General features: G+C 42.5%; 15 protein-coding genes and 1 pseudogene. 13 read left to right on the forward strand and 3 right to left on the reverse strand.

Annotated elements, in window-relative coordinates; translation table 11 throughout:
• The first annotated feature begins 35 nt into the window (after nucleotides 1-35).
• The 7 genes and pseudogenes from ubiE (at nucleotide 36) to hemB (ending at nucleotide 5888) form a co-directional block, all read left to right on the forward strand.
• Entirely contained in the window at nucleotides 36-791 is a 756-nt protein-coding gene (gene ubiE / locus LG003_RS17140; protein WP_112878794.1) for a bifunctional demethylmenaquinone methyltransferase/2-methoxy-6-polyprenyl-1,4-benzoquinol methylase UbiE, read from the forward strand.
• A 1-nt stretch (nucleotide 792) separates the two neighbouring features.
• A complete protein-coding gene (gene ubiJ / locus LG003_RS17145) occupies nucleotides 793-1443 on the forward strand; it encodes a ubiquinone biosynthesis protein UbiJ (protein ID WP_112878795.1) in 651 nt (216 codons plus the stop codon).
• Nucleotides 1430-3070, forward strand: a complete 1641-nt coding sequence (ubiB, locus tag LG003_RS17150) for a ubiquinone biosynthesis regulatory protein kinase UbiB (RefSeq protein WP_262981248.1) — start codon at nucleotides 1430-1432, stop codon at nucleotides 3068-3070. Before ubiJ ends, ubiB begins: the two co-directional genes overlap by 14 nt.
• 222 nt (nucleotides 3071-3292) lie before the next feature.
• The gene (tatA, locus tag LG003_RS17155; protein ID WP_011148500.1) at nucleotides 3293-3553 is read left to right on the forward strand and encodes a Sec-independent protein translocase subunit TatA; all 261 of its coding nucleotides are present in this window, start codon (nucleotides 3293-3295) and stop codon (nucleotides 3551-3553) included.
• Between the two features lie 3 nt (nucleotides 3554-3556).
• A pseudogene (tatB, locus tag LG003_RS17160) lies at nucleotides 3557-3848 on the forward strand (Sec-independent protein translocase protein TatB); the annotation flags it as partial.
• 134 nt (nucleotides 3849-3982) lie between these two features.
• The gene (tatC, locus tag LG003_RS17165) at nucleotides 3983-4765 is read left to right on the forward strand and encodes a Sec-independent protein translocase subunit TatC (RefSeq protein WP_011148498.1); all 783 of its coding nucleotides are present in this window, start codon (nucleotides 3983-3985) and stop codon (nucleotides 4763-4765) included.
• Between the two features lie 109 nt (nucleotides 4766-4874).
• Nucleotides 4875-5888 carry a porphobilinogen synthase gene (hemB, locus tag LG003_RS17170; protein WP_112878798.1) on the forward strand — a complete coding sequence of 338 codons (1014 nt, stop codon included), beginning with the start codon at nucleotides 4875-4877 and terminating at the stop codon, nucleotides 5886-5888.
• 49 nt (nucleotides 5889-5937) lie between these two features.
• Here the strand turns inward: hemB and rfaH are convergent, their stop codons facing one another.
• Entirely contained in the window at nucleotides 5938-6426 is a 489-nt protein-coding gene (gene rfaH / locus LG003_RS17175; RefSeq protein ID WP_112878799.1) for a transcription/translation regulatory transformer protein RfaH, read from the reverse strand.
• 736 nt (nucleotides 6427-7162) lie between these two features.
• Here rfaH and ubiD point away from each other — a divergent pair.
• Nucleotides 7163-8635, forward strand: a complete 1473-nt coding sequence (gene ubiD, locus LG003_RS17180) for a 4-hydroxy-3-polyprenylbenzoate decarboxylase (RefSeq protein ID WP_112878800.1) — start codon at nucleotides 7163-7165, stop codon at nucleotides 8633-8635.
• A 10-nt stretch (nucleotides 8636-8645) separates the two neighbouring features.
• Nucleotides 8646-9347: an NAD(P)H-flavin reductase gene (gene fre, locus LG003_RS17185; RefSeq protein WP_262981249.1), complete on the forward strand. Its 702-nt coding sequence runs from the start codon at nucleotides 8646-8648 to the stop codon at nucleotides 9345-9347.
• An 83-nt stretch (nucleotides 9348-9430) separates the two neighbouring features.
• On the opposite strand, the gene fadA is transcribed toward fre, so the two are convergent.
• Together fadA and fadB are read right to left on the reverse strand one after the other, a co-directional pair.
• The gene (fadA, locus tag LG003_RS17190) at nucleotides 9431-10597 is read right to left on the reverse strand and encodes an acetyl-CoA C-acyltransferase FadA (protein ID WP_262981250.1); all 1167 of its coding nucleotides are present in this window, start codon (nucleotides 10595-10597) and stop codon (nucleotides 9431-9433) included.
• 11 nt (nucleotides 10598-10608) lie between these two features.
• Nucleotides 10609-12795, reverse strand: coding sequence for a fatty acid oxidation complex subunit alpha FadB (gene fadB / locus LG003_RS17195; RefSeq protein WP_262981251.1), 2187 nt, complete (start codon nucleotides 12793-12795; stop codon nucleotides 10609-10611).
• 273 nt (nucleotides 12796-13068) lie between these two features.
• Here fadB and pepQ point away from each other — a divergent pair, with 273 nt between their 5' ends.
• From pepQ to hemG, 4 genes are read left to right on the forward strand one after another with little or no spacing between them, the layout of a single operon-like run.
• Complete coding sequence (gene pepQ / locus LG003_RS17200) at nucleotides 13069-14403, forward strand: Xaa-Pro dipeptidase (RefSeq protein WP_262981252.1); 1335 nt, start codon at nucleotides 13069-13071, stop codon at nucleotides 14401-14403.
• The gene (locus tag LG003_RS17205) at nucleotides 14403-15014 is read left to right on the forward strand and encodes an IMPACT family protein (protein ID WP_112878805.1); all 612 of its coding nucleotides are present in this window, start codon (nucleotides 14403-14405) and stop codon (nucleotides 15012-15014) included. Before pepQ ends, LG003_RS17205 begins: the two co-directional genes overlap by 1 nt.
• Before the next feature lie 37 nt (nucleotides 15015-15051).
• A complete protein-coding gene (gene trkH / locus LG003_RS17210; protein WP_112878806.1) occupies nucleotides 15052-16503 on the forward strand; it encodes a Trk system potassium transporter TrkH in 1452 nt (483 codons plus the stop codon).
• Nucleotides 16504-16526: 23 nt separating this feature from the next.
• Nucleotides 16527-17063, forward strand: a complete 537-nt coding sequence (hemG, locus tag LG003_RS17215) for a menaquinone-dependent protoporphyrinogen IX dehydrogenase (RefSeq protein ID WP_112878807.1) — start codon at nucleotides 16527-16529, stop codon at nucleotides 17061-17063.
• Nucleotides 17064-17408 lie beyond the last annotated feature (345 nt).

A 17408-nucleotide genomic window follows, 5' to 3' on the forward strand; every position in this document is an offset into this window, starting at 1 on the left:
TTTATAACGCTTTGAATAAAAAATGGGCAAATAACATGGTAGACCAAACGAAACAAACCACGCATTTTGGTTTCCGTACTGTAGCAAAGGATGAAAAAGCAGGCATGGTGGCCGAAGTGTTTCATTCTGTTGCAGCGAAATACGATTTAATGAATGATTTAATGTCGTTTGGTATCCATCGTATCTGGAAACGTGTGGCTATTGATGCCAGTGGGGTGCGCAGAGGTCAGAGGATACTTGATTTAGCCGGTGGTACCGGAGATCTGACCGCCAAATTTTCTCGTATAGTTGGTGAAAAAGGCGAAGTTGTTCTTGCTGATATCAATGAATCTATGCTGAAGGTTGGGCGTGAGAAATTACGTGATGTTGGTATTGTTGGTAATGTCAGCTATGTGCAGGCTAATGCGGAAGCGTTGCCTTTCCCTGATAACTATTTTAATTGCATCACTATCTCTTTTGGTTTGCGCAATGTTACTGAAAAAGAAAAGGCCCTGCGTTCTATGTTTCGGGTGTTGAAGCCGGGTGGGCGTTTATTGGTACTTGAATTTTCTAAGCCTTTGTTCGCTCCGTTAAGCAAAGCGTATGATGCTTATTCTTTCCATGTGCTGCCAAAGATTGGTCAGGTTTTTGTGCAGGATGCTGATAGTTATCGTTATCTGGCGGAATCCATCCGTATGCATCCTGATCAGGAAACGCTTAAAACGATGATGGAAGAGGCTAGTTTTGAACAGGTGACTTATACCAATATGACTGGCGGCATTGTTGCACTACACAGAGGTTTTAAATTCTGAGATGGAAAGACCATCACTGAGTACAGTTATTAATTCCACACTTACGCCGGTTTTAACCGCAGTGATGGAAACATCGTTGAATTACCTGTTGTACCGTGAACCCGTGTTAAGGCCAGCCCGTATGCGGCTGGTGGACAAAGTTTTGTCGATAGAATTAAAAGAAATGAATACACCACTCACGTTGGTGTTCAGTGAAAAACAGGTGGACGTATTAAGCCAATGGGGCGAATCTGCCGATTGCACGGTTAAAACTCACTTTTCTGCTTTGCTTAAGCTACGGGATCGCCAACAACTTTCCAAGTTGCTTAATAGCGGTGAAATGGTTATTGAAGGGGATATGCAGGTTGTTCAGCAATGGGCTGCGTTGTTAGATATGGTTGAATGGGATTTGGCCCATTATCTTTCTCCTTATTTCGGGGATATCGCTGCCGAAAGTATTAATCAAATCCTTAAAAAAGGATTTCAGTTTGTTTCAGGTTCACTGGAATGCCAGAAAAATTATCTGGCGGAAGCGTTAACGGAAGAATGGAAACTGGCCCCAAATCAGCTTGAAGTGGCTTATTTCAGTGAAGAGGTTAGCATGTTGGCCAAAGATATTGAGCAAATAGAACAACGATTGGCAGTATTAGAGGGAAAATATGACTCCAGGTGAATTAAGGCGCCTTTATTTGATCATACGGGTTTTTCTTTCTTACGGATTGGATGAACTAATTCCTCGGATTCGCTTAACCTGGCCTCTTCGTTTTGGTCGTTATTTGTTGTTCTGGATCCCAAATAGACATAAAGATAAATCACTTGGGGAGAGACTACGGCTTGCCTTACAGGAATTAGGGCCTGTTTGGATTAAATTTGGACAGATGCTTTCAACGCGGCGTGATCTGTTTCCTCCCGCAATAGCAGATCAATTGGCATTGTTGCAAGACCGAGTTGCCTCTTTTGATGGCGCTCTGGCGCGTCAATATGTTGAAACCGCTTTAGGAGGGGCATTGGAAACCTGGTTTGATGATTTTGAACCTATTGCTCTGGCCTCTGCTTCAATTGCTCAGGTCCATACTGCTCGGTTAAAAGAGAATGGACAGGAAATTGTTATCAAAGTCATCCGCCCTGATATTCTGCCGATTATCAAAGCGGATATCCGGTTAATGTACCGTCTGGCTAATTGGGTACCAATGTTATTACCCGATGGACGTCGTTTACGTCCTCGTGAAGTTGTGCGGGAATACGAGAAGACGTTAATTGATGAACTGAATTTGCTGCGTGAAGCGGCTAATGCAATTCAACTCCGCCGTAATTTCGAAAATAGTTCAACGCTTTATGTACCGGAAATTTATGCTGATTATTGCCGTGAAAATGTTTTGGTAATGGAACGGGTTTATGGTATCCCTGTTTCTGATATTGAAGCATTGGAAGCGCAGAATACCAATATGAAATTGCTGGCTGAACGGGGCGTACAGGTCTTTTTTACACAGGTTTTTCGCGATAGCTTCTTCCATGCCGATATGCATCCGGGAAATATTTTTGTCAGCTATGAACATCCTGAAGATCCGTTTTATATTGGTATTGATTACGGTATTGTTGGTTCTCTTAATAAAGATGATAAACGTTATCTGGCTGAGAATTTTATTGCTTTCTTTAATCGTGATTACCGGAAAGTTGCTGAGCTTCATGTGGATTCAGGCTGGGTTCCTAGTGATACCAATGTTGAAGATTTTGAATTTGCAATCCGTACGGTTTGTGAGCCAATATTTGAGAAGCCACTTGCTGAAATTTCATTTGGTCATGTACTTCTGAATCTATTTAATACTGCACGTCGTTTTAATATGGCAGTGCAGCCTCAGTTAGTTCTTCTACAGAAGACGCTTTTGTATGTAGAAGGATTAGGACGGCAGCTCTATCCACAGCTTGATTTGTGGAAAACAGCAAAACCGTTTCTGGAGGAGTGGTTACATAGCCAGGTTGGATTGCCGGCAGTTATCCGAGCGTTGAAAGAAAAGGCACCTTATTGGGCAGAAAAGTTGCCAGAACTACCTGAATTAGTGTATGACAGTCTTCAGCAGCATAAACATTTGCAGGTGAGCATTGAGAAGCTATCAAGTCATTTGAAAGGGCAACAGATAAAACAGCGGCAGTCGCAGTATTTGCTTGGTGTTGGTGCGACATTGTTTCTCTGTGGCAGCTTGTTTTTGTTATCTGGCTTAGCAAATATTCCTTGGTTGTTTATAGGCGCGGGTACCGTTTCATGGTTGTTTGGCTGGTGTCGTCTGAATAAAGTTGAGTAAAATTTGTCTTGGTCAGATTTTTTTGAAGGTTGGTTATAGTTCGTCGTATGTATACCCTATGGATTTCAAGATGCATCGAGACGGCAAGGGAGTGAATCCCCGGGAGCATAGGTAACGATGTGACCGGGGTGAGCGAGCGCAGCCAACAAAGAGGCAACTTGAAAGATAACGGGTATATAATGAGCTATTAAAATAATTCCTGTTAAATAGAGGTGAATCAGAATGGGTGGTATAAGCATTTGGCAGTTACTCATTATTGCGGTCATTGTGGTGCTGTTGTTCGGCACGAATAAACTCCGTACTTTAGGTTCTGATCTTGGGGCATCTATTAAAGGTTTTAAAAAGGCGATAGGGGATGATAATCAGCCTCAACAGGCTCAAAAAACCAGTAGTGATGCCGATTTTGAGACTAAAAACATTACTGAAAAACAATCTGTAGCTCAATCTGAAACATCTGAGAGCAAAAACAAAGAGCAGGTATAAACCGTGTTTGACATTGGTTTTGGTGAGTTGCTGCTGGTTATGGTCATTGGCTTGGTGGTTTTGGGGCCAGAACGGCTACCGGTGGCAGTAAAAACGGTTGCTGGTTGGATCAGGGCACTGCGCTCTTTAGCTGCTAACGTCCAAAATGAGTTGGCCCAAGAGCTGAAATTGCAGGAGCTCCAAGAAAGCCTGAAAAAAGTTCAAGAAGAAGCGGGGTTGCAGAATTTATCCCCGGAACTAAAAGCTTCGATGGATGAGCTAAAAGAAGCTGCTGAGTCTTTGAAAAAAGCATACCAAAATGAACCTGATGCGGGCAGTATGAACGCATCAGAAATAAATGAGGTGGCACAAAAGCCGGCAGCGTCTCAGGTTGTGGCTTCTGCAACAAAGAAAAAAACTTCTAATTAAGTTAATGGTGAACACTAAAACATGGCTGTTGATGATACCCAACCACTTATCAGTCACCTTATTGAACTGCGTAAGCGAATTCTAAACAGTTTACTTACTGTATTAGTGGTTTTTTTAGCATTGGTTTATTTTTCTAACGACATCTATCAAATGATTTCTGCGCCTTTGATTAAGCAGTTGCCTCAAGGTGCCAGTATGATAGCAACAGATGTCGCTTCTCCCTTTTTTACGCCAATAAAACTAACCATTATGGTGTCAATATTCGTATCTGCACCTATGGTTCTCTATCAAGTATGGGCATTTATTGCTCCTGCGTTATATAAACATGAACGCCGCTTGATGATCCCTTTGCTTGTTTCCAGCAGCCTGTTGTTTTATTTGGGGATGGCATTTGCTTATTTTGTTGTATTTCCGATAGCTTTTGGATTCTTTGCTAAAACGGCGCCTGAAGGAGTGCTGATTGCAACGGATATCAGTAACTACTTGAGCTTTGTCATGGCACTGTTTATGGCCTTTGGTGTCTCTTTTGAAGTACCCGTTGCCATTATTTTATTATGTTGGAGTGGGGTAGTTACACCGGAATCCTTAAAGAAAAAGCGTCCCTATATTTTGGTCGGGGCCTTTGTTGTTGGCATGTTGTTAACGCCGCCGGATGTTTTCTCGCAAACCTTGCTGGCTATTCCTATGTATCTGCTGTTTGAGCTGGGGATTTTGCTCTCTCGTTTTTATACCGGACAGCGGAAATTGGGGGATCGTTCAGAGGAAGATGAGCAGGAAGCGCCAGAAGTGAATACGGAAAAGTGATAATAGTAATCTTAACATGTTGTTCTGTAGTGCTAAGATAATTAGTACGAAGCGATAGCATATTAATTAACCCAGCGCGAGTGTGCTGGGTTTGAGTTAGGAGAGCTATATGAGCTATGCATTTCCAGGAACTTTCCCTGGTCGACGTATGCGCCGGTTGCGCTGTCATGATTTTTCCCGCCGTCTGGTTGCTGAAAACCAATTAACTGTTAATGATTTAATCTATCCTGTATTTGTGATGGAGGGCACTAATCGTCGTCAAGAGGTGCCCTCTATGCCAGGGGTGTATCGTCTGACGATGGATCTTTTGCTGAAAGAAGCTGAAGAGATTGCTCGATTGGGGATTCCTGTATTGTCTCTGTTCCCCGTTATTGAAGCAGATAAAAAATCTCTGGGTGCGGAAGAAGCTTATAACCCTGATGGGTTGATTCAACGTACGGTTCGTGCGTTGAAAAATGCTGTTCCTGAACTAGGGTTGCTAACTGATGTAGCATTAGATCCATTCACTACACATGGTCAGGATGGGATCATCGACCAAGATGGTTATGTAATGAATGATGTCACCAAAGAGATCTTGGTCAAACAGGCATTGTCACATGCAGAAGCTGGTGCTGAGATTGTGGCGCCGAGCGACATGATGGATGGGCGTATTGGTGCAATCCGTGAACTGTTTGAAACGGAAGGACATGTAAATACTCAAATTATGGCTTACTCCGCTAAGTATGCTTCTAGTTATTATGGCCCATTCCGTGATGCAATCGGTTCAAATCGTAATTTGAAAGGGGGCAATAAAAAAACCTATCAGATGGACCCTGCGAATAGTGATGAAGCATTGCAGGAGATTGCACAGGATTTGCAGGAAGGCGCTGACACTGTAATGGTAAAACCAGGTATGCCCTACCTGGATGTTATTCGCAGGGTAAAAGAGACATTTGGTGTACCAACCTTTGCTTATCAAGTATCTGGCGAATATGCCATGCACATGGCTGCTATCCAGAATGGTTGGTTACAAGAACAGGTAATTGTGGAGTCTCTGTTATGCTTCAAGCGCGCTGGAGCAGATGGTGTACTGACCTATTTTGCGAAACAGATTGCTCAACAATTATATGAACAGAAACGTTAATACTTGATTAAAAACGGGCGAATGCAAATTCTGCCCGTTTTTTATTTGGTTAAATTTTCACAAACTGCTTATTGTTAAGTGCCTTAGGTAATTGTTTATTCAGAATATTAAGTAACAGAATAGAACGGGTTTCTCCATCTGGCTCATTGTAGATAGCTTGCAATCCTTCAAAAATACCTTCGGTGATTAATACGGTATCGCCAGCCACAGGTGTATCTGGTGATACATATTCTTGCTCAGTTGCTGATACGATCTCTTTAATCAGTGTTTCCGGTACGATAGCAGGGTGCACGCCAAAACGGACAAAGTGGCTAACACCGCGTGTTGAATTGATAGTTGTAGTATGAATAATTTCAGGGTCAAACTGAACAAACAGATAATTAGGAAAAAGTGGTTCTATATTCACAGTACGTTTACCACGGGTTATTTTTTCAATTCTCGCGGTAGGAGTCAGGCAAGCAACATCCTGTCGTTCCAGATTTTCTATTGCTCGTGAAATTTGCCCACGTTTACAGTAAATGAGGTACCAGTTTTCCATCTTTATTTAACCTTAATCCAATGACTATTAAGCATAGCAAAATAGAAAAGGGCATTACAGGCATTATCTTAGTGATAATTGTTTAATAATGCATATTTATTGTTATGAGTGGGTCCTATGTTTTTCAGTAAAAAAGCGATGAGTAATATTTTGGTAAGTAACAGATAAAGTAATTAATATAAAGTTGGTTGTTATTTGTTCAGAAAATATTAATAAAAGAAAAATATCAGTATTTCTGTTGAGTAGTTGCAAAATTTGATAGTCATTGAGTAGTCATATGGGAAATCCGTGGTGATCGATTGGCTGCATTTTGTGCAGTGAACCCAGAGGAGATAGTGATAGTATTATTTCTGTGGTAAGAGTAAAGGTATCGAGATGTTCCAATGCAATATACCCGTCATCTTTCAAGTTGCCTCTTTGTTGGCTGCACTCGCCCACCCCGGTCACATAGTTCTCTATGCTCCCGGGGATTCACTCCCTTGCCGTCGCGATGCATCTTGAAATCCATAGGGTATATGTTCCAACTAAACATCTTACTAGGCAATTTAATGCTCAAATATTAACTTATTAGCCTCCATTTCGTTGTATTTGACTTTAAGGTCGCAAGGTTGAATTAACCTCATTGCTTTTTAGTAACTTATTGGTTTACTTTGTAGTCTTCTGAAAAAAACACAAAAAAGCTGAGTGGGATGGCTTATAATGTTTTCCCCCTTAAAAACCGGCATAAATGAATAGTATGAAATACCGTGACTTAAGAGATTTTCTAACCTTATTGGAGCATAAAGGTGAGTTGAAACGCATCAGTTTTGAAGTTGATCCTTATTTGGAGATGACTGAGATTGCAGATCGTACCCTTCGCGCTGGTGGGCCTGCCTTGTTGTTTGAAAATCCCAAAGGTTATTCGATGCCTGTATTGTGTAATTTGTTCGGTACTGCTGAGCGTGTTGCTATGGGAATGGGGCAGAAAGATGTTAAAGCTTTGCATGATGTGGGTAAGCTGCTAGCTTTTTTGAAAGAACCCGATCCTCCGAAAGGTTTTCGTGATTTACTGGATAAGCTACCGAAATTTAAGCAAGTCCTTAATATGCCAACTAAACGGCTTAATACTGCGCCTTGTCAGGAACATGTTTCGGTTGGTGACGATGTAGATTTAACCCGTATTCCGATTATGCACTGTTGGCCAGAGGATGCTGCGCCGTTGATTACTTGGGGGCTGACAGTCACTCGTGGCCCGAATAAAGAGCGGCAAAATCTTGGTATCTATCGTCAGCAAGTCTTGGGTAAAAATAAACTCATTATGCGCTGGTTATCTCATCGTGGTGGTGCGCTTGATTTTCAGGAATGGTGTCAGGCACATCCAGGAGAACGTTTCCCGGTGGCTGTTGCTTTGGGGGCTGATCCAGCGACAATATTGGGGGCTGTGACGCCAGTTCCTGATACATTATCGGAATATGCATTTGCCGGGTTATTAAGAGGATATAAAACAGAAGTTGTGAAATGTCTTTCAAATAACTTGGAGGTACCAGCAAGTGCTGAGATCGTATTGGAGGGGTATATTGAGCCTGGCGAGTTAGCCCCAGAAGGGCCATATGGTGACCATACGGGCTATTATAATGAAATCGATATGTTCCCGGTGTTCACTGTGACACATATTACTCAGCGCCATGATGCTATTTATCACTCGACTTATACTGGCCGCCCGCCGGATGAACCTGCTGTGTTGGGGGTTGCATTGAATGAGGTGCTGGTACCGATTTTACAAAAACAGTTTCCTGAAATTGTCGATTTTTATCTGCCTCCTGAAGGTTGTTCCTATCGTCTTGCCGTCGTGACTATGAAGAAACAATATCCGGGTCATGCCAAGCGAGTCATGATGGGGGTTTGGTCATATCTACGGCAATTTATGTATACAAAGTTTGTTATCGTTTGTGATGATGATATCAATGCCAGAGACTGGAACGATGTCATTTGGGCAATCACTACGAGGATGGATCCTGCAAGAGATACAGTATTAATGGAGAATACTCCGATAGATTATCTCGATTTTGCATCACCCGTTTCAGGATTGGGTTCGAAAATGGGAATGGATGCAACGAACAAATGGCCGGGAGAGACGCAGAGGGAATGGGGACGTCCTATTGTGATGAGTGAAGAAGTGCGTACCCGCGTCGACAAAATCTGGGATGAATTAGATATTTTAGGACCATAAGAGGGAACGCATGACAACACTGAGCTGCAAAGTAACCTCTGTAGAGGCTATTACTGATACGGTTTATCGGGTACGGTTACTTCCTGATTCTCCGTTCTCATTCCGTGCCGGTCAATATCTGATGGTGGTAATGGGTGAGAGAGATAAGCGTCCGTTTTCAATGGCATCAACACCTTCAGAAAAGGAGTTTATTGAATTACATATTGGTGCTTCTGAATTGAATTTGTATGCAATGGCGGTGATGGATAGAATTCTGGATCAGAAAGTGATCGATATTGATATCCCTCATGGTAAAGCTTGGTTTCGTCAAAGCAGCACTAATCCGCTGTTATTAATTGCAGGCGGTACGGGGTTTTCTTATACCCGTTCTATATTACTGACAGCGTTGGAAGAACAACCTGAACGCCAGATCTCTATGTATTGGGGAGGCAGAGAATCACAACATTTATATGATCTTACTGAATTACAGCTACTTACAGAGCGCTACCCTAATTTGAAGGTTGTTCCGGTTGTTGAACAGTCAGAGAATGGTTGGTGTGGACGTACAGGAACAGTGCTTAAAGCGGTACTAGAGGATTTTGGTAGTTTGGCCAATTATGATATCTACATTGCAGGGCGATTTGAAATGGCAAAAATTGCTCGCGAGCGCTTTTGTGGTGAGCGTGATGCTTCTACTGACAACATGTATGGTGATGCTTTCGAATTCATTTAAAATAATAATAAAAAAACCCGCCCCTGACAGGCGGGAATTACGGCAACAACGACTCAGTTATAATAATTCTTACAGATAAGTTCTTAATCCATTCTTTCTATAATGGTGGCGATACCTTGGCCTAAACCGATACACATGGTTGCCAGGCCAAACTGAACATCGCGGCGTTCCATTAAGTTCAACAATGTTGTTGTGATGCGAGCACCTGAGCAGCCTAGTGGGTGACCGAGAGCAATTGCGCCACCATTCAGGTTAACTTTGTCATCCATACTGTCCAACAAATTCAGGCCTTTCAGGCAGGCAAGTGACTGAGCAGCAAATGCTTCGTTTAGTTCAATCACGCCAATATCACCCAGTTCTAAACCTGCTTTTTTGAGCGCCATTTGTGTAGCAGGGACCGGGCCATATCCCATAATGGAAGGATCGCAACCAACAGCTGCCATAGAACGGATATGGGCGCGAGGTTTCAGTCCCAGATTCTTGGCATAGCTTTCACTGGTTATCAACATTGCAGACGCACCATCGGATAAAGCAGAAGAGCTGCCTGCTGTGACTGAGCCTGTTACTGGATCGAATACAGGGCGCAGGGCGGCTAGATCTTTTAGATTAGCATCCGAACGGATTACCTCATCGTAATCAAACAATTTCAATATGCCATCGGCATCGTGACCATAAATTGCTGATATTTCATTGGAGAATGCGCCTGATTGCGTTGCTTGTGTAGCACGTTGGTGCGAACGAAGCGCAAATTCATCTTGCATTTCACGGCTGATATGGTGAATCTTTGCCAACATTTCAGCGGTTAAGCCCATGACTCCTGCGGCCTTGGCAACACTCAGACTCATTTTAGGATGGAAATCCACGCCATGTGTCATTGGAACGTGACCCATGTGCTCTACACCACCAATCAGTGTGACATTAGCTTCTCCGGTCATGATCATACGAGCGCCATCATGCAGCGCTTGCATTGATGAACCGCACAGCCGGTTAACAGTCACGGCTGGTACAGAGTGAGGGATATCCGCCAGTAAAGCTGCATTACGGGCAATGTTGAAACCTTGCTCTAGAGTTTGCTGTACACAGCCCCAGTAGATGTCATCGATTTCGTGTTGCTGTATTGCCGGATTACGTTTAAATAGCTCTTTCATCAGGTGAGCGGAGAGATCTTCAGCCCGGACCTGACGGAATGCACCACCTTTTGAGCGCCCCATTGGGGTGCGGATGCCATCAATAATGACTACATTTTCCATGTTTCCAGACCTCACGCTGTTTTTCCGGTGCTGACAGCAATCGTTGCTGCTGTAGAGTAGTAACTTTCATTACGTTCAGCTTTGGCTTTCAGACCAGGTGGTACCTGATAAAGAGCACCGAGGTGAGCATAATTTTCAGCCATTTTTACGTAAGCCGCTGTTCCCATTGTTTCCAGATAACGGAAAACACCACCGTGGAATGGAGGGAAACCAAGGCCATAAACCAGAGCCATATCGGCTTCTGCCGGGCTGGCAATGACACCTTCTTCCAGACAACGGACAACTTCGTTGATCATCGGGATCATAGTACGAGCAATGATCTCTTCACCGGAGAAATTACTCTTCTGTTGGCAGATAGTTGCCAGCAGTTGGTCTGTTTGCTCGTCCTGCTCTTTTTTAGGCTTACCTTTCTTATCTTGAGTGTACTTGTAGAAACCAAGGCCGTTTTTCTGCCCGTAACGTTGATTGTCATATAAAACATCAATGGCATCTTTATAATCACGCTGCATACGATCTGGGAACCCTTGGGCCATGACTGATTGAGCATGATGTGCAGTGTCAAGACCAATAACATCAATGAGATAAGCAGGACCCATTGGCCAACCAAATTCTTTCTCCATGATTTTGTCTATTTGGCGGAAATCACTACCATCACGCAATAGCAGACCGAAGCCAAGGAGATAAGGAAGCAGTACCCGGTTTACAAAGAACCCTGGACAGTCGTTAACGACGATCGGAGTTTTACCCATTTTGCTGGCATAGGCGACTACGGTTGAAATTGTCTTTTCAGAAGTTTTTTCACCGCGAATGACTTCAACCAACGGCATGCGGTGTACCGGGTTGAAGAAATGCATACCACAGAAATTTTCCGGGCGTTTTAGGGAATTAGCTAATTCTGAAATTGGAATTGTTGATGTGTTGGAAGCTAGGACACAATCTTCATTAACCAGAGTTTCAGTTTCTGATAGTACAGCCGCTTTGATTTTAGGATTCTCTACTACAGCTTCAACCACGATTTGAGCCTGTTCGATACCGGCATAATTTAAGGTAGGTTGAATAGAAGAGAGGGTTCTCGCCATTTTTATAGCATCTAGACGGCCTCGTTCAAACTGCTTGTTTAGAAGTTTCGCGGCTTCATTCATACCTAATTCAAGGGCTTGCTGGCTGATGTCTTTCATCATGACAGTAATCCCTTTGCGGGCAGATTGATAGGCTATACCACCACCCATAATTCCAGCACCAAGAACTGCGGCATACTCAGGTGTTGTGACTTCTTTCAGATGTTTTTTTGCCAGTCCTTTTACGTACTGGTCATTAAGAAAAATACCCACTAAGGCACGGGCAACATTTGTCTGTGCTAAAGGAATGAAGCTGGCGGTTTCCTGTTTCAATGCTTCATCACGACCAAATGTCGCGGCTTTTTCTATGGATTTAACTGCGGTGATAGGAGCTGGATAATGAGGGCCGGCGACTTTCATCACCATACCTTTTGCCACACTAAAACTCATGCCTCGTTCAATTTCATTGAGTTTCAAAGGCTCTAATTTTGGCTGGCGTGCGGCTTTCCAGTTAAGGTTCCCTGCAATTGCTTGTTCCAGCATTGATACTGCGGAATCAACCAGTTTTTCTTTGGGAACAACAGCATCAATCAAACCGTTTTTCAATGCTTCTTCTGCCCCAATGTCTTTACCTGCGGCAATGATATCCAGTGCATTATCAGTCCCGATCAGGCGTGGAAGGCGAACTGAGCCACCAAAACCAGGCATAATACCAAGTTTGGTTTCTGGCAGTCCAATACGTACATCCGGGGAAGCTACACGGAAATCTGTAGACAGAACACATTCACATCCACCACCAAGAGCATAACCGTTTATTGCTGAAATGGTTGGTACAGGTAAATCTTCTATCCGGTTAAAAATGCTATTTGAAAAGTTAAGCCATTCTTGCAGCTTTTCTACAGGTGAATCGAATAAAGAGAGGAATTCAGTAATATCTGCGCCAACAATAAATGCGGCTTTTTCAGAGCGTAATAAAACGCCTTTCAGTCCCGTTTGTTGCTCCAGGCTGGCAACAGCCTTATCGAGAGAGGCAACGGTTTTAGTATCTAGTTTATTAATTGCGGCTGGGGCATTGAAAACCAGTTCAGCAATGCCATCTTTCAGCCAGCTTACTTGAATTGTTTCACTTTGATAGAGCATGTCGTTCTCCTAAATGAGCGCATACCATCTGGTATGACCAGATGGGTTTGATTGTGGTTATTATGTTAAGTAAATGCAAATGAGTGATTAGTTTTTTGCAAGGGTGATCACAAGTGAGATTTGTATCTCATTGGCAATAATTGTTTTTATATCTTGATAAATAAGGTGTTAGTGGGGGTCGATAAATTGAGAGGATTTTTGGGTGATACCTGCAAATATCAACGGCTGTGATAAGCTAATGGTTTAGTCATAAAATAAAAAAGGTCAATTGAAATGGAAAAGTTGGCATCTCTGTACCACGAACATATCTCTACATTACAGCAACGTACCTGTGAAGCATTGGCCCGTAATCAATTTGGTGCTTTGCTTATTCACTCTGGTGAGTTACAGCGTATTTTTCTTGATGACAGAGACTACCCTTTCAAAGTTAACGCTCACTTCAAAGCTTGGGTACCAGTAACTAAAGTGCCTAATTGCTGGTTGTGGGTAGATGGTATTAATAAACCTAAATTATGGTTTTACTCGCCGGTAGATTATTGGCACAGCGTAGAACCGATGCCGACTAGCTACTGGACTAAAGAAGTTGAAATGATTCATCTGGCAAATGCTGGAGATATCAATTCAGCGTTAAGCACTTATGTGAAACAGAATGTTGCTTACATCGGTTGTTCACCGCAAAGAGCAAAAGAGATTGGTTTCTCTGAACGTAATATTAATCCAAAGTCTGTTCTTGATTATTTGCATTTCCATCGTTCATACAAAACAGATTATGAACTGGTCTGTATGCGTGAAGCACAAAAAACGGCTATTGTCGGGCACTTGGCAGCTTATGAAGCATTTCAGGCTGGGATGAGTGAATTTGATATTAATATCTCTTATCTTATGGCAACAGGTCATCGTGATACAGATGTGCCTTATAACAATATTATTGCTATGAATGAGAATGCGGCTGTTTTGCATTACACTGCATTGCAGCACAATGCACCTTCGGATATTCGTAGTTTCCTGATTGATGCCGGTGCTGAATATAATGGCTATGCAGCAGATATCACCCGCACTTATTCAGCAAAAAGTAATAATGAATTTGCTTCTCTAATTAAAGATATGGATGCTGAACAAAAAGCGTTAATTAGTACAATTAAAGCAGGAACTCGCTATACCGAATATCATATTCAGATGCATCATCGGATTGCTAAGTTGTTGAAAAAATATGGTATCGTGAAAGATGTCAGTGAAGAAGTCATGGTTGAAAAAGGGCTGGCAACGCCATTCTTTCCACATGGCATTGGTCACCCTCTTGGATTACAGGTCCATGATGTGGCAGGGTTTATGCAGGATGATACAGGTACACATTTAACCGCTCCGGATATGTATCCTTATCTGCGTTGTACCCGTATTCTAGAACCTCGCATGGTGCTGACTATCGAGCCAGGCCTTTATTTCATCGAATCGCTGCTTGCATCTTGGCGTGAAAGTGAGTTCAGCAAACATTTTGACTGGAATAAAATTGGGACGCTTAAACCTTTCGGTGGTATTCGTATTGAAGACAATATTGTGATCCATGAAAATAAAGTGGAAAACATGACTCGGGATCTTCAATTGCCATAATGAAGCCTTATTTGATACCCGCAGCTTCAGTGAGTTTTACTGAAGAGATTAAAAAAAGTCGCTTTATTACCTTGCTGGAGCATACTGACGGGGTGGATGAGGCTAAAGCGTTTATCCAGAAAATCAAAGCTCAGTACCCTGATGCCCGCCATCACTGCTGGGCATTTGTTGCTGGTGCACCGGATGATTCACAACAGTTGGGTTTTTCAGATGATGGGGAACCTTCAGGAACCGCAGGTAGGCCGATACTGTCCCAACTTATGGGAAATAATATCGGTGAAATAACCGCGGTTGTTGTTCGCTATTTTGGTGGAATAAAATTAGGTACCGGTGGGTTGGTAAGGGCATATGGAAGTGGTGCCCAACAGGCGCTGAAATTGCTGGAGACAAAAAATAAGGTTCCACAGAAACTCTGTTCCTTGCAGTGTGAATATGCCCATATCTCTATGATTGAACAGTTATTACAGAAATCATCAGGGCAAATTATTTCCAGTGAGTATGCAGAGAATGTTACTTTGCGAATTTCACTTCCAGCTACCTTAGTGGGGGAAGTCGGTGATAAATTACGTGATCTAAGTCGCGGTGTACTGTATTTAACACCTGATCTGTAAATATTCTCTGTAACTGGATTTCTAAGGAACCAGCTAAATGCATTTTCGTGCCATAACCCGTATTGTTGGGCTGCTTGTCATTCTTTTCTCTGTCACCATGATAATTCCAGGGTTGGTAGCACTTATCTATCGTGATGGCGCTGGGCGTGCATTTAGTCAGACATTTATTTTTGCCTTAATTATCGGTTTGATGCTTTGGATACCAAATCGGGAGCAAAAACATGAATTAAAGCCCCGGGAAGGGTTTCTTATCGTTGCTTTGTTTTGGACAGTACTTGGTAGTGTTGGGGCTTTACCTTTCATTTTTTCTGAACAGCCAAATCTTTCTATTACAGATGCATTTTTTGAATCTTTTTCCGGTTTAACAACAACGGGTGCTACGACACTGATTGGGCTTGATTCCTTGCCTAAAGCGATTCTTTTCTACCGGCAGATGCTGCAATGGTTAGGTGGTATGGGTATTATAGTGCTGGCTGTTGCAATACTGCCTCTACTTGGGGTTGGGGGAATGCAGCTCTATCGGGCTGAAATGCCTGGCCCCTTGAAAGATAATAAAATGCGCCCGAGAATTGCTGAAACGGCAAAAACTTTATGGTTGATTTATGTGTTACTGACAATCGCCTGCTCTTTAGCGTTATGGGCTGCGGGTATGTCAGTTTTTGATGCCATTTCTCACAGTTTTTCAACTATCGCAATTGGTGGATTTTCTACACATGACGCGAGTATTGGTTATTTCAATAGCCCCGCGATAAATACCATTATTGCGATTTTTCTACTGATTTCTGGTTGTAACTTTGGTTTGCACTTCGCGGTATTAACGGGACGTAGCCTGACAGTATATTGGCGGGACCCTGAATTCCGTATGTTTATCTCCATTCAATTAGTGCTTGTTATTATTTGCACTCTGATCTTATGGCATCACGCTATTTATAAGTCGGGGATAGAGACACTAAACCAAGCTTTTTTCCAGGTTGTTTCAATGGCGACAACAGCAGGGTTCAGCACAGATAGTTTTGCTCGTTGGCCATCATTTTTGCCAATACTGCTGTTGTGTTCCGCTTTTATTGGGGGTTGTGCAGGTTCGACGGGAGGAGGACTGAAGGTGATTCGTATCTTACTGCTATTCCTGCAAGGTTCCCGTGAATTGAAGAGATTGGTTCATCCAAATGCGGTTTATACCCTCAAGCTAGGGCGAAGAGCATTACCTGAAAGAATTATTGAAGCTGTTTGGGGATTTTTCTCTGCTTATGCTTTGGTATTTATCATTAGTTTATTATTACTTATCGCAACTGGTGTAGATGAACTTTCTGCGTTTTCTGCAATAGCCGCTACACTAAATAATCTAGGGCCAGGGTTGGGTGTTGTTGCGGATAACTTCACTGCAATGAATCCGGCAGCCAAATGGATATTAGTTATAACGATGTTGTTTGGTCGCTTGGAAGTATTCACTTTATTAGTTTTATTTACACCAACCTTCTGGCGTGAATAGTCTATTGGGAGAGGGATATGGCTATGAATTGTTTATTACTTTATTCCAGTCGGGATGGACAGACTAAGAAAATCATTACCCGCATTGCTGAAAATCTACGCAGATCAGGGAAGGTATGCGAGCTCAGAGATTTAGCAACAGTGAAAACGATCAATTTGGAATCTTATGACAAGATTATGATTGGAGCTTCGATCAGGTATGGTCATTTCAATTCGGCACTGAAAAAGTTTGCAATCTGTCATCAACAACAACTTAATAAAATGCCAACCGCATTTTTTGGCGTAAATTTGACAGCAAGGAAGCCAGAGAAACGTACACCAGAAACGAATGTGTATGTTCGTAAGTTTCTATTTAATACCCCGTGGAAGCCAGATTTGTGTGGTGTTTTTGCTGGTGCATTACTTTATCCTCGTTATCATTGGTTGGATCGGATAATGGTTAAAATAATTATGAAAATGACCGGTGGGGAAACTGATACAACTAAAGAAGTTGAATATACCGACTGGCAGCAAGTTGATCATTTTACCAATGATTTCCTTAAAATAGTGAGTGAAAAATGACTGATTTGTTCTTTTTATCAGTGTTTTGTTGAAAAAATCCGCGAATAAAAGTTTTTTTCAAATAAACGCTTGCCAGCGCCAAAGAACGCCCTATAATGCGCCACCACTGACCGACACAACGCTGATAAACATTGTGAGGTCGGGCAGAGAAAGCGGCAATAAGCGCTTGACTCCGCGGGCGAAAAGCGTAGTATACGCAGCCCGGCTGAACGAGAATATCATTTTTTAATTCAGCCTGCTCTTTAACAATTAATCAGACAATCTGTGTGGGCACTCACAAGACCGTATCACAAAAAAATACGTTTTAAAGTCTTGAAGAGTGAACAACAGTTAATTCATTACGAA

It is taken from the genome of Photorhabdus kleinii, assembly GCF_025384885.1.
Classification (GTDB): Bacteria; Pseudomonadota; Gammaproteobacteria; order Enterobacterales; family Enterobacteriaceae; genus Photorhabdus; species Photorhabdus kayaii.

Coding starts and splice junctions, on each gene's coding strand:
- rfaH (WP_112878799.1), bottom strand. CDS start 6,426: ATGGAAAACTGGTACCTCATTTACTGTAAACGTGGGCAAATTTCACGA.
- hemB (WP_112878798.1), top strand. CDS start 4,875: ATGAGCTATGCATTTCCAGGAACTTTCCCTGGTCGACGTATGCGCCGG.
- fadA (WP_262981250.1), bottom strand. CDS start 10,597: ATGGAAAATGTAGTCATTATTGATGGCATCCGCACCCCAATGGGGCGC.
- pepQ (WP_262981252.1), top strand. CDS start 13,069: ATGGAAAAGTTGGCATCTCTGTACCACGAACATATCTCTACATTACAG.
- tatC (WP_011148498.1), top strand. CDS start 3,983: ATGGCTGTTGATGATACCCAACCACTTATCAGTCACCTTATTGAACTG.
- fadB (WP_262981251.1), bottom strand. CDS start 12,795: ATGCTCTATCAAAGTGAAACAATTCAAGTAAGCTGGCTGAAAGATGGC.
- ubiJ (WP_112878795.1), top strand. CDS start 793: ATGGAAAGACCATCACTGAGTACAGTTATTAATTCCACACTTACGCCG.
- ubiB (WP_262981248.1), top strand. CDS start 1,430: ATGACTCCAGGTGAATTAAGGCGCCTTTATTTGATCATACGGGTTTTT.
- tatA (WP_011148500.1), top strand. CDS start 3,293: ATGGGTGGTATAAGCATTTGGCAGTTACTCATTATTGCGGTCATTGTG.
- ubiD (WP_112878800.1), top strand. CDS start 7,163: ATGAAATACCGTGACTTAAGAGATTTTCTAACCTTATTGGAGCATAAA.
- trkH (WP_112878806.1), top strand. CDS start 15,052: ATGCATTTTCGTGCCATAACCCGTATTGTTGGGCTGCTTGTCATTCTT.
- ubiE (WP_112878794.1), top strand. CDS start 36: ATGGTAGACCAAACGAAACAAACCACGCATTTTGGTTTCCGTACTGTA.
- hemG (WP_112878807.1), top strand. CDS start 16,527: ATGAATTGTTTATTACTTTATTCCAGTCGGGATGGACAGACTAAGAAA.
- LG003_RS17205 (WP_112878805.1), top strand. CDS start 14,403: ATGAAGCCTTATTTGATACCCGCAGCTTCAGTGAGTTTTACTGAAGAG.
- fre (WP_262981249.1), top strand. CDS start 8,646: ATGACAACACTGAGCTGCAAAGTAACCTCTGTAGAGGCTATTACTGAT.